Below are 12,178 nucleotides of genomic sequence, written 5' to 3'. Positions count from 1 at the left end.
GGGAACGTCTCCAAGTATCTCGCGCCTCTGCCATCATTATTGGAAACGATCTTGTCGTGCTTGCGTTTGTCGCCTGCGATCTACACTTCGTTGGCTGATAATTCGGTTTTGACAACTTAAATTTGCTCGAAACGAGAGTCATATTGAACAATGTCTCCCCTTCCCCGCGCCGATCACCCGCTTCACGATAGATCGCTAATGCCTGTTCATAGAATTCTAACGCTCGACGTGGCTCATTCAGCCCAACGTAAGACTCCCCCAATCCGTTAAAAGCATTACCTATACCAATAGGATCTTTTATCGCTCGAGCCATCTCTAACTGCTTTTTGAAATACTCAATAGCGTACTCGAACTGCCCCAAGTTATTGTAAGCACGAGCTAAATTACCGGTAGCATTGCTCTTACCAATCGGGTAATTAATTTCATCGGAGATCGTTAGGTGTTGAGTAAATAGCTCTATAGCTTTTTCTGTTTCACCTAAATCGAGGTAAACGTTTCCCAGATTTCCTACCACATCTCCAACACCACTACGATCGCCGATCTCGCGGAAGAGATGCGATGCTTTTTCATAAACATCAATCGCGCGGTGCGTTTCTCCCCGTGCGTAATGTATGATTCCCATATTCGTCAGGGTATTACCCTCGCTGAGACGATCGCCGATCTCATGAGCAACGCTACTAGCTTCTTCATAGAATTTCAAAGCAGTGCGATAGTCTTTTAGACTTTCGTAAGCATTTCCCAAATTGTTCAGAATATTGCTTTCCCCACGGCGATCACCGACCTCACGAGCAATAGTCAGGGCCTGTTCACCATACTCAATTGCACGCCGAAACTTGCCTAGCCCTTCATAAACAGCACTCAGATTGTTTAGAATCATACTTTCATTGCGACGGTCATTTATCTCACGCGCGCCATCCAAAGCTTGTTCGTTGAGTTCAATGGCACGAGTCTGTTCCCCTAAAATCCTGTAAATCCTGCCCAAGTTACGCAACGTATTGACTTCGTTTAGACGATCACCAGACTTGCGAGCAATTTCTAAAGCTTGATTGTAGAGATTAATAGCTTGATGCAGATCGCTTTGAATACCATATGCATCACCTAAATTGGATAAATGTCTTCCTTCGGCAATCTGATTATTCAAGCGCCGAGCAGCGGCTAGTGCCTTTTGCGCCCAATTAATACGCACCTGCGGTATTTGACGCATTCCTAGGATACTCGTTCCGACGACATCATATTCAGAACATATAGCAGTTGCCACATCGTCAATCTCGGCAAACCTTTCGGCCCACATCTGTCCGCGCTCAATGTTCTGACGTTCTAAATCAAACAACGCCAGCCCACGCATGAGCGAGTCGTCGCCTTGCTTGTAAATTTCGTTGGCGGCACCAAGCACGGCTTTGTAATGTGTCGCGTGGCGCTTCTGCGCTTCATAGCTTTCGGAGGCAGTCAATTGCTTTTGGGCAAAGAGGCGGGCAAGGTCGTGCAGGCTATAGCGCTTGCTTTCGTCACTAAACCTTACCAAGTTTCGCCTCACCAACTCGCTCAAGTGTGCATGCTCCGCATCTTCGCACACAGCTTCTTCAGCAAATGCATCAAAGCTCGCCGGGAAGACGGCTAATTGCTGGAAGGCTCGGGCGGTCTCGGCGGACAGGCGGACGTAACTCAGGTTGAGCGAAGCCTCTACGCTCACCTCTACGCCTTCTGTGCCAATGCGCTCCAGTCGTTTGCTCTCGTCACGCAACTGTGTCACGTAAACTTCCGGCGAAAGGTCGAGCGTCACCACCAGCAAACTGCCCGCCGCGCGCAGGGCCAGCGGCAGGTAGCCACAGAGCGCCGCAATCTCATCCGCAACAGTGATAGCACCCTGAGCGGAGGGTGGTGCTGTTCCGCCCGAAGTCGAACGCGAAGCGGGCGGGTTTGCAAGCCTTGGCGCAATTTTCACCAAAAAGTCCCGCGCCTCGTCCGGCTCCATCGTATCGAGATTCCGGGAATACAGCCCCGGCAGGGTGAACCGTTGGCGCGAGGTGACGAGGAGCAAACAGCCTTCGGGCGGGATGAGCGGCCTCGCCTGCTCTGCGTCCTTCGCGTTGTCCATCAATACCAGCGCCTTCTTGCCGTGCAGGACAGAAAGATACAGCCCGCGCAGTTCGGCGGCGCTTTCGGGCAAACGCGCTTCGGGGCGGTAGGCGTGGATAATACGACTAAGAGCTTCGGCGGGTGAGAGCGGCTTCTCGCTCACACCTTGCAGGTCAACGAAGAACTGAGCGTCAGGGTAACGCGGCGCAAGCTCGGCGGCCAGCTTGAGGGCCAGCGCCGTCTTGCCAATGCCGCCTAGCCCATGCACGCCAGAGATCGTCAGGCCGCCGGGTGTCATCTTTTCGCGCAAGTCTTTCAGTTCGGCTTCGCGCCCGGTGAAGTCGGAAGGAGGCGGAGGAAGATAGTGGAGGGCTGAGGTTGGCGTGATGGGCGGCAAAATGTTGATGATTTTGTCGCCCGCGACTTTATCCCCACCAAATTTATCTCCTCCAATCACATCGCCAATTACGATTGAGCCACCAATCTGCACTCCCGACTTTTGTGTTTGAGTAATGGCCGATTCGGAGTCGGGCTTCTCAACAGCCTGTCGCACCGCAGCAATGAAGCCAAACGCACCGACGACGGCGGCCACGGCCAACGACACGATCAGCCGCAAAGATTGGCCCCACTCCGGGAAGCGCCACAGGCTGACGACAAAGGCTAGCACGGCAAGCACAACGGCGGCGATCAGATACCCACGATGAATGCGGCGCATGAGCGTAGTATAACCGACCTTCGCTGTTCGGCAACTGCTCTGTGCGGGTACATTTCAAATAAGGGCCGCTTTGTGTGTCATGCTGAGGCCGCTCTCTGGCCGAAGCATCTCTGGGCAATCTGCCGAAAATGTTTGCGGGCTTTGAAGGCCAGCTCAGAGACTCTTCGCAAAAACGTTCAGGGTGACAACTTTCTATCCTCGAGCAGAACTCTTGCTAGAAATGTTTCAAGTACGTCTAAGATTTCCTGCATCCTTATTTACTATAGCCACCGCTCGCCTGGGTAGATACGATAAAGAGCAGGAGACACTATGAAACGCACACTGCTCATCCTTTTGACACTCGTCATCGCCCTCTCGGTTTTCCCCGTTCAGCCCACGGCGGCGCAAGGCAACACCTACACCGTTCAGCCCGGCGACAACCTGTATCGCATCGCGCTGAAGTTTGGCGCGACGGTGGCGGCCATTCAGCAGGCCAACAGCTTGAAGACAACGACGATTTATGTCGGGCAAGTGCTGGTCATTCCGGGCGGCAGGTCTTCGCCCTCACCGGCGGCCTCGTCAAACACGGCGGCCAACCCCAGCACTTACACCGTCCAGCGCGGCGACACGCTTTATGGCATCGCCCGCAAGTTCGGCACAACCATCGCCGCGATTCAAAAGGCCAACGGCTTGACGACGACCATGATTCACGTTGGGCAAAAATTGGCGATTCCGAACGGCGTGAGCGGATCAGGTGGAACCGCCAACACCGTCCCACCGGCCTCAACCACCGCCCCGGCGAGTGGCGGCTCACCCGGAGTCAATCATCTCGGCACCGAGAAAGTTGTCCTCGCCGATTACGTGATGTGGTACGACTCGTCAACGTTTGATGGCACGAAGACGTGGGATGTGCCCTCGGCGGGCGCATACAACTCGGACGACTTCGGAACGATCCAACGGCATGTAGCTCAGGCTCAACAAGCCTGCCTCAACGGTTTTGCCGCCCACTGGTACGGCCCAACCGAGAGCCGCACCACCAACAATTTCAACTCGCTGTTGAACGCCTCTGCTGGCACAGGTTTGCGCCATGCAATTGTGATTCAAACCAACATCCTGCCCGGCGCAACCGAGCAGATGATCATTGACGCCATCAATCACGTCATCAACAACTGGGCGGGGTCGCCGAACTACATGCGGCTCGGCGGCAAACCCCTCCTCATCTTCACCGACATGCCGCGCCCCTGGGGAAACGACTCGGCGGCGCTGGCCGGCTGGACTCGCATCCGGGCCGCGACTGACCCGAACCACAACATGATCTGGATGGCTGAGGGACTCTACCCAACTTTCAACCCACTGTTCGACGGTCTGTACGCCTATCGCATTGATCATCGCGATTACCCGCAGTCGTGGCTCAAGCAGAAGCGCTGGGCCGACGGCTTGCGGGCGGTGAGCAAGAGCCTGTACTTCGCCGACACGATTGCCGCCGGCTTCGATGACACGCGCTCGGTGAACGCGCCCGGCGACCTGCGCTCGAGCGCGCCCCACTTCGCCCGCGACCGGCGCGGCGGCGGTTATTTTGCCGACACCTTTGCCGCCACGGCCAACACCGGCGGCGACTTTCTCTTCGTCAAATCGTTCAACGAGTGGATTGAGGGAACTGAGATTGAGCCAGGGGCGAGTTACGGAGACTTGTATTTGAACTTGACCTGCCAGTACGCGAACACGTATCGAGGGAGATAAAAAAACGTCCCGAAGGTTTGCGAAGCACTTTCGGGACGTTCGATTTCACCACGAAGTCACCAAGACTCGAAGATCACAAAGTTTTTCTTCGTGCCCTTTGTGCCCTCTTGTCTTCGTGGTGAAACGGATTTCAACATTCCTTTACACTGTCACCGATTCAGCGAGATGCCCGTTGCCACCAGGCGCTTCCACCTTCGGCGCGGCCATCTCTTCCTGCCGCCGGAACTGGCTCATGTAAAGATCATAGAAGAAGCCCTTCTGCGCCAGCAGTTCGTCGAACTTGCCGCGCTCGATAACCTCTCCTTGATTGAGGACGAGGATGGTATCGGCGTGGCGGATAGTGCTCAGGCGATGGGCGATGACGAACGAGGTGCGGCCCTCCAGCAGGTTGTCGAACGCCTGCTGGATGAGGCGCTCGGTGCGCGTGTCTACGCTCGAGGTGGCTTCGTCGAGGATCAGGATGCGCGGGTCGGCGAGGGCGGCGCGGGCAATGGAGATAAGTTGACGTTGCCCCTGGCTGAGGCCGCTACCCCGTTCACCCAAAACGGTCTGATACTTCTCCGGCAGTCGCTCGACGAAAGTATCGGCGTGAGCCAGCTTCGCAGCGGCGATCACGTCTGCGTCAGTTGCGTCGGGGCGGCCAAAGCGAATGTTCTCCATCACCGTCGTGCTGAACAAAAACGTGTCTTGCAGGACGATGCCGATCTGCCGCCGCAAACTCTCGGCGGTCACGTCGCGCACGTCAATGTTATCAATGCGGACAGCGCCGCCGGTCACATCGTAGAAACGCGGGACGAGGTTGATGATCGTCGTCTTGCCGGCCCCGGTTGGGCCGACGATGGCGATGGTCTGGCCGGGTTCGGCCTTGAAGCTGACGTTGCTCAACACCGGCACGCCCTTCTTGTAAGCGGCGGAGGCACGATCAAGCTCAACCGTCCCTTCGATGACCGGCATTTCTTTCGCGTCAGCCTTGTCCTGCACCGACGGTTCTTCGTCGAGCAAAGTGAAGATGCGCTCGCCGCCGGCGATGGCGCTTTGCACGTTCGTCCACAAAATGGCAATTTGCTGGATGGGTTGATTGATGCGTTGGACGTAACCCAGGAAAGTGATGACCAGGCCTAGAGAAACCGCTGTGCCAAAGAACGGCTCGTCTTTGAGAAGATACCAGCCGCCCACGCAGGTGACGATGGCCAGCGCCACGTAACTCAGGGCTTCGAGGGTGGGGGCCAGGGCGCTGGTGAAGGCCACGGCCCGAATGTTGGCGTCGCGATTGGCGGCGTTGGTGACTTTGAAGTTTTCGATGTTCTCTTCGGCGCGGTTGAAGGCTTGCACCTCGCGCACCGCCGAAATCGACTCTTGCAGTTCGGCGTTGACACTGCCCATTTCCTGCCGCGTCTTGCGGAAGGCTTTGCGCGCCTGATCCGAGAACCAGAAGGTGGCGACAATCATCAGCGGCGCCACCGAGAGGCTGAGCAGGCCAAAAGCCAAACTCTTCGTCAACATGCTGTAGCCAAACCAGAGCAGGAGCAACGAGCCGCTGAAGACCTGCACCAGCGCGAAACCAAACGCCTGCTCAATGGCCGTTGCGTCGTTGGTGATGCGGCTCATCAAGTCGCCCGCTTCGTGTTCGGCGTAGTAGCCCAGCGAGAGGCGGTGCAAGTGCTTGAACACTTCCACCCGCATGACGCGCAGGACTTGCTGGCCGGTCCAACTCATGAGGAAGAAAGTGGAGCCGGTGAGCAGAGCGCTGACGAGGAATAGGCCGACGATAATCAAGATGAGGCGGCCCACCCCGGCGATCCGGTCGTCGTTCGTCATCTGGCTGGCGTCTGCCGCCGGAGTCGGAAAGTTGCCTGTTGTCAGGGCAGTTTGTAGAACCCGTTCAGTGGCCGTCAATTCTTCCGGCGCCTTGGACAGCCAGCAGTTGCTCTGAGCCGCGCTCTGGTTAGAGCTTGCTCCGGGGAAGTTTCCAAAAGAACTTGCGGCGGCGGGTGTGAGGTAACAGTCCACCACCTGGCCGATGAGTTCGGGGGTGGTGACCTGAGCCCAGGTCGAAACCACAATCAACAGGCCGGCCAGCACCAGCGCCAGCCAATAGGCTTGAAAGTAATGCCCAAAGCGGGCCAGGGTCTCGCTCAGGTTTTTCGGTTTGAGCTGATCTTGACTCATCATACGGCGCAGGCCGTCAGCGTTTCCAAACATGGTTATCTCTCCAAAGAATTCAGAAGTCGGAAGTCAGAAATCAGAAGTCAGGCCGCCAATTCTGGCTCCCGGCTCCTGGATTCTGTCTCCTGCATTTCTGCATCGCCCACTAACTGCGAGTTGTAAATCTCGGCGTAGATGGGGCTGTCTTCCATCAAATCCTGGTGCTGGCCGCGAGCCACGATCTCGCCCTTGTCCAGCACCAGAATCTGGTCGGCGTTGATGACGGTGCTGATGCGCTGGGCAATGACAAACGACGTTCGCCCCTTCATCAGTTTGTCGAGCGCCTTCTGGATCTGGGCCTCGGTCGCCACGTCTACACTGCTGGTCGAGTCGTCGAGGATCAGGATGTGCGGATCAAGTAGCAGAGCGCGAGCGATAGCGACTCGTTGCTTTTGGCCGCCGCTGAGGGTGGACCCGCGTTCGCCCACCGGCGTGTCGTAGCCTTGTGGAAAGGACATGATGAAGTCGTGGGCCGCGGCCGCTTTGGCCGCCGCGATTACTTCGTCGTCGGTGGCCTCGGGTTTGCCGAAGGCAATGTTGTCGCGGATAGTGCCGCTGAACAGCGTCGTCTCCTGCAGAACAATGCCGATCTGCGAACGGAGCGAGTCGAGGGTCACGTCGCGCAACTCCTGGTCGTCAATGGTGATCCGGCCCTGGGTGGGATCGTAGAATCGGGGCAGGAGGTTGATGATGGTGGTCTTGCCAGAGCCGGTTGCCCCGAGGAGGGCCACCGTCTGGCCGGGCATCGCCTCAAAGGTCACGTCCCGCAAAACCGGGTCGCCACTGCCGAAGTAGCGGAAGGTCACGTCCTCAAATTTCACGTAGCCCCGAACAGGCGGCAATGCTTTGGCTGTGGGCTTGTCAATTACGTCGTTCTTGGCGTCGAGAATTTCAAAGATACGCCCGGCAGATGCGGCGGCCTGGCCGAGCTGGGTGATGATGATGCCGAACTGGGCGATGGGCAGGAAGAGGTAGATGAGGTAGAGCGAGAATTCCTGCCACTCGCCAATCGTTAGCGTGCCGCCGACGATTTGCCGCCCGCCGAAATAAAGCGTGGAGGCCTGGCCGAGGTTGGCGACGAGGAAGATGAGCGGGAAGAGGAAGGTGAACAGCCGCGAGAGGGTGATCTGCTGGTTCATCAGGTTCCCCGCCGCCGTTTTGAATTTGGCCTGTTCGCTCGTCTCGCGGGTGAAGGCTTTGATGACTTTGATCCCGGCCAGGTTTTCCTGCAAGAGGGTGTTGAGGGCCGAGAGTTTTTCCTGCACTTTGGCAAACATGGGCTGGCTCACGGCCCCAAAGAACATGAACAGCGCCAGCGCCACCGGCAGGATGGGCAGAGCCGCCAGCGCAAGTTGAACGTTGGTGGTGAACAAGATGATGAGCGTTGCCGTGAGCAAAATAGCCGCGCCGACCAATTGCAACAATCCCTGTCCAATAAAGAGGCGCACTTTTTCCACGTCGTCGGTGGCGCGCACCATGAGTTGGCCGGTCTGGTTGCGGTCGTGGTACGAGAACGAGAGCCGCTGAATTTTGGCGAACAGGTCGTTGCGAAGATCGAACGCCACGCTCTGCGAGTTCTTCTCAGCCCAGAAGGCTTGCAGGAAGGCGAAGAGGCCGCGCAGGGCGGCGAAGATGACGATAGCAATGCCGGCAGTGATCAGCGCGTTGGGAGCATTGTTCTGCTGTGCAGTGAGATAGGCCGTCAGGTCATCCTGAGTCGCCGTCGAGGGCAGGTTGAGTTTCAAGGCTTCGACGATCTGAGGCACGGCCTGAGTCATAACAAATGACGGAATGTCCGGCAGGCGATCCAGCACCGCTTTGGCGATCACCCCTTCGGTCACGGCATCAATAATATTGCGCACCAGGCGCGGCACGGCCAATTGCGAGATGGTGGCGACGATCAGAAAAATATAGGGCAGGATGGCTTGCCGCCGGTACCGGCCCAGATATTGAATGGCGCGTTGCAGGCCTTTATTGTTGGGGCCGCGTTGTTGTCGGCGGTCACGCCGGTTTGGACTTTGCACAGTCGTTACTCCTTTTGTCGTTTACTCTTGCTTAAACTCTAACTTGCCGGCGGCTTCGGTGAGGTGAGCTAGCGCATCAATCACAACGCCGCGTTGCTCGGCGGTGAGCTTCGTCGCCAGTTCTTCCGACCAGCGGTTGCGGGCTTCGATCCCTTTTTCGACAAGGTCGCGGCCTTTGGCGCTGAGGGTCACTTGCTTGGCCCGGCGGTCGTTAGGGTCTTCGCCCCGCTCCAGCAGGCCCATCTGCACCAGCCGATCCACCATCTGGCTGGCGGCAGGGGCGGTCACGTCCAGGTGGGCGCTGATGTCGGAGATGCCACATCCGCCCCGGTAGTGAAGGCGCATGAGCGTGCTGAACTGGGGCATGGACAGCCCGGAAGACTTGATGAACCGCACCCACTCGCGCATAGAACGGGTCATAAAAATTTCGGCCCATTCGCGAAGGGCGGTGTTGAATTGTTTGGCAGTGGACATAGTTAACCCGCGTGATTAGTTAAGCGGGCTTATATATATCACACCCGAAATCATCCTGGCAAGGGGAAGCCGCCTGCCCGTTTGGGCAGGGCAATTATAAACTGCGCTTTTTTGTTCGCGCCGCAGTTGCACTGCGGCGCGGGGCGGCAGTGCAACTGCCGCCCATCAAGAGTTTGGGGAGGGCAATCAGCGCCGGAAGAAGTTGGAGACGAAAAACCAGAGGTTGGCCGGGCGTTCGGCCAGGCGGCGCATGAAGTAGGGATACCACTCGGTGCCATAAGGCACGTAAATGCGGACGTTGTAGCCCTCTTTGACAAGCGCCTCTTGTAGTTCGCGGCGGATGCCGTAGAGCATTTGGAACTCAAAGGAAGTGCGGGGAACCTGATTGGCGGCTGCAAACGATTTGGCCGCCGCCACCATTTTTTCGTCGTGGGTGGCAATGGCCGGGTACAGGGCCGGATTCTGCTTGGTCGCCGCCAGTAACATCCCGGCCAGTTTGACGTAGTTGGCGTCCACATCTTTTTTGTCGGGGAAGGCTTTGTCGGGCGGCTCTTTGTACGCGCCCTTGCACAACCGCACGCGAATGCCGTCTTCGACGAGCGCGGCAACATCCTTCTCACTGCGATACAAGTAAGATTGAATGACCGTGCCGGCGTTGTTGTAGCCGGCATCCTTCGCCGCCCGCACCAGCGCCAGCGTGCGGTCGGTGTATTCGGTGCCTTCCATGTCCACGCGGACAAAGGTGTTGGCGGCTCTGGCCCTGTCCAGCACCCGGCGCAGGTTGGCAAAGGCCACCTCATCGCCCAAGTCGAGGCCGAACTGGGTGAGCTTGATCGAGACGTGCGAATGAATCCCATCCGTCGAGACTTCGTTCAACAGTCGAATGCAATCGTCGGCGGCATGGGCGGCCTCGGCTTCGGTGGTGACGTTCTCGCCGAGATGATCGGCGGTCGCCATCATGCCACGCGCTTTGAGTTCACGGATGGCGCGGACAGCGTCGGGGATCGTTTCGCCGGCCACGAAGCGGGACGACACGGCGCGAGCGACGGGAAATTGAGTGATGAGAGTGCGGGCAGTTTTGGAATGAGAGAGGTAGAGAAGCAGGTTGCGGAGCATCGCTAAACTCCAGAGGGATGAGTGTCGCTCTGATTTTAGCAGAGGAAGCCCCGTATGTGGCTTTTGCCCGGCAAAGTCTGGAGCAAAGACAGGCCGAAGGTAGTGACAAAGGTGACTGTCACTGGCTACAAGCTCGCGAGATTTCGAACACTCGAAGCCAGTGACAGTCACCTAAACGACGCTAGCGATTTCTTTTTCAGCATCCAGCGGCAGGCGTTGGAAACCCGGTGAGGGAACTTTGAGATTGTGAGCGGCGATGCGGCGATTGAGGGTTACAACTTTCTGGCGAAAGGAAGCGACGGCTTCCCCCGGCAGTGACGGTTGCCCCGTTTCAGCCGCCGTGTGATGGGCGGCAGTTAACTCGGCCAGAGCCGCTTCAATCGCCCCCTCAATTTCCTGTCGTTCTTCGATCCACGGCCACAGAAAGCCGTTGTCTTTCAGAATGCGATTCGCCAGGCGCATGGCCGGGTCTTCGTGCGCGCCGTCATCTAACTTCAGCGGCTTGCCGTGGCCGGGCAGGTTGTCGAAGTGGCCTTCAGCCTTCGCCTTCTCGATGATCTCATCCAGCCAGTCGCCCATATCAGCCTCCTTCAGAAACAAGAACCTCTTCCTGAATGATCTTATCGTCCGTTTCGGCCTTTGGCAATTTGAATTTGATCCACATCACAGGCAACAGGATCAGGGTGGCGACGATGGGCACGTAGAATGGCACTTGCGGCCCGAAGCGTTCCCACAACAGCGCGCCGACGAAGGGCGCGGGCAGTGAGATCAGGCCGAGGCTGGTGGAGAATACGCCGAAGGCCGTGCCGCGCAATTTTTCCGGCACGGCTTTGGAGATGAGCGAGTTGTAAGCCGGGCCGATGAGGGCTTCGGCGATGCCGAACATGACCCAGGCAACGGCGAACCCGGCGAAGAGGTTGCTGTTGAGGAAGACGGCCATGCCGGCGACGATGAGCAGGAAGCCGCCGACGATTCCGACCCGCTCCCCTTTCTTGTCCGAGAGCCAACCGGCGGGAGTCATCAGCAACATTGTCATGACGGAAGAGATCGAGGCCAGCCAGCCGATTTGTGAGTTAGACAGTCCGGCGATGTTTTGCATGTACAACGGCTGAAGCTCAAAGGCCAGCCGGTAAGACACGTCGCGCACGCCGTCAGAGATCATGATCCAGGTGACGATGCCGCCAGCGGTGATCAGGGCGGTGAGGGCCAGCAGGCTATTTTTCAAACCAGCCAGCGACGGCCTTTCACGATGGCTGGCTGTTTCTTTTTCGGTGCGATGAGCAGTGCGAGCCATGAACAGGCGGATGATGGTGGCGATTGTGTAGAGCAGGCCGGCGGCGGCGAACAATACTTTGTAGCCATAGTGTTCCGACACGTAGCCGCCGAGGGGCGGCCCCACCACGCCGACAACCATGAACAGGCCCTCGGCCAGGCCATACACCTGGCCGCGAGTCTCTTCGGTGGATTGCTCGGCGATGAAGGCCTGGTAACTCGGCGCAACAAAGGCGTGAGCCATCGCCCCGGCCACCGTCGAGATCAACAGCCAGTGCCAGGATGGGGCGACGAGGAAGACGACGTACCCGGCCGCCCCGGCCAGACTGCCGATGGCAATGGCTTGCAATCGCCCAATTGAATCGGACAGCCAGCCGCCGAGAATTTGAAAGGCCAGCGGCGCAATCGCGCCGACAGTGAAGAACAGCCCGACCTGGCTGATGTTTGCGCCCAGCGACTGGACGTACAACGGCAGTAGAAACTGGTACATGTGCCCGGCGACGTTGGCCAGGATCATGGTTCCCATGAAGACCAGGAGGGGGCGAGTCAGAAGACGGCGTTTTGAGGTGAGCATAAA

The 12,178-nt window shown here is 57.8% G+C and carries 8 protein-coding genes; 1 reads left to right on the top strand and 7 read right to left on the bottom strand.

Translation table 11 applies throughout. The features are described from left to right. A partial coding sequence (locus HYZ49_05100; protein ID MBI3241652.1) for a tetratricopeptide repeat protein occupies window positions 1-2,791 on the bottom strand: 2,791 nt, incomplete at its 3' end. A 309-nt stretch (window positions 2,792-3,100) separates the two neighbouring features. On the opposite strand from HYZ49_05100, the gene HYZ49_05095 reads away from it, so the two are divergent. Continuing rightward, window positions 3,101-4,510 (top strand): LysM peptidoglycan-binding domain-containing protein, encoded by a 1,410-nt coding sequence (locus tag HYZ49_05095; GenBank protein MBI3241651.1) that lies wholly within the window; start codon window positions 3,101-3,103, stop codon window positions 4,508-4,510. A 141-nt stretch (window positions 4,511-4,651) separates the two neighbouring features. On the opposite strand, the gene HYZ49_05090 is transcribed toward HYZ49_05095, so the two are convergent. From HYZ49_05090 to HYZ49_05065, 6 genes are all read right to left on the bottom strand, one after another. Continuing rightward, window positions 4,652-6,712: an ABC transporter ATP-binding protein gene (locus HYZ49_05090; GenBank protein MBI3241650.1), complete on the bottom strand. Its 2,061-nt coding sequence runs from the start codon at window positions 6,710-6,712 to the stop codon at window positions 4,652-4,654. 47 nt (window positions 6,713-6,759) lie between these two features. Continuing rightward, a complete protein-coding gene (locus HYZ49_05085; protein ID MBI3241649.1) occupies window positions 6,760-8,739 on the bottom strand; it encodes an ABC transporter ATP-binding protein in 1,980 nt (659 codons plus the stop codon). A 21-nt stretch (window positions 8,740-8,760) separates the two neighbouring features. Next, window positions 8,761-9,213: a MarR family transcriptional regulator gene (locus tag HYZ49_05080; protein ID MBI3241648.1), complete on the bottom strand. Its 453-nt coding sequence runs from the start codon at window positions 9,211-9,213 to the stop codon at window positions 8,761-8,763. A gap of 186 nt (window positions 9,214-9,399) precedes the next feature. Then, a complete protein-coding gene (locus tag HYZ49_05075; protein ID MBI3241647.1) occupies window positions 9,400-10,329 on the bottom strand; it encodes a proline dehydrogenase family protein in 930 nt (309 codons plus the stop codon). 171 nt (window positions 10,330-10,500) lie between these two features. Further along, entirely contained in the window at window positions 10,501-10,908 is a 408-nt protein-coding gene (locus HYZ49_05070) for a DUF1992 domain-containing protein (protein MBI3241646.1), read from the bottom strand. A 1-nt stretch (window position 10,909) separates the two neighbouring features. Beyond that, a complete protein-coding gene (locus HYZ49_05065) occupies window positions 10,910-12,175 on the bottom strand; it encodes an MFS transporter (GenBank protein ID MBI3241645.1) in 1,266 nt (421 codons plus the stop codon). Window positions 12,176-12,178: the final 3 nt, after the last annotated feature.

The sequence above is a fragment of the Chloroflexota bacterium genome (assembly GCA_016197225.1).
Taxonomy (GTDB): domain Bacteria; phylum Chloroflexota; class Anaerolineae; order Anaerolineales; family VGOW01; genus VGOW01.
This window is presented reverse-complemented; position numbering and strand designations above follow the sequence as displayed.

Excerpts from the sequence above, each read along its gene's own strand:
- HYZ49_05095 (MBI3241651.1), top strand. The coding sequence starts at position 3,101 with ATGAAACGCACACTGCTCATCCTTTTGACACTCGTCATCGCCCTCTCG.
- HYZ49_05090 (MBI3241650.1), bottom strand. The coding sequence starts at position 6,712 with ATGTTTGGAAACGCTGACGGCCTGCGCCGTATGATGAGTCAAGATCAG.
- HYZ49_05080 (MBI3241648.1), bottom strand. The coding sequence starts at position 9,213 with ATGTCCACTGCCAAACAATTCAACACCGCCCTTCGCGAATGGGCCGAA.
- HYZ49_05075 (MBI3241647.1), bottom strand. The coding sequence starts at position 10,329 with ATGCTCCGCAACCTGCTTCTCTACCTCTCTCATTCCAAAACTGCCCGC.
- HYZ49_05070 (MBI3241646.1), bottom strand. The coding sequence starts at position 10,908 with ATGGGCGACTGGCTGGATGAGATCATCGAGAAGGCGAAGGCTGAAGGC.
- HYZ49_05065 (MBI3241645.1), bottom strand. The coding sequence starts at position 12,175 with ATGCTCACCTCAAAACGCCGTCTTCTGACTCGCCCCCTCCTGGTCTTC.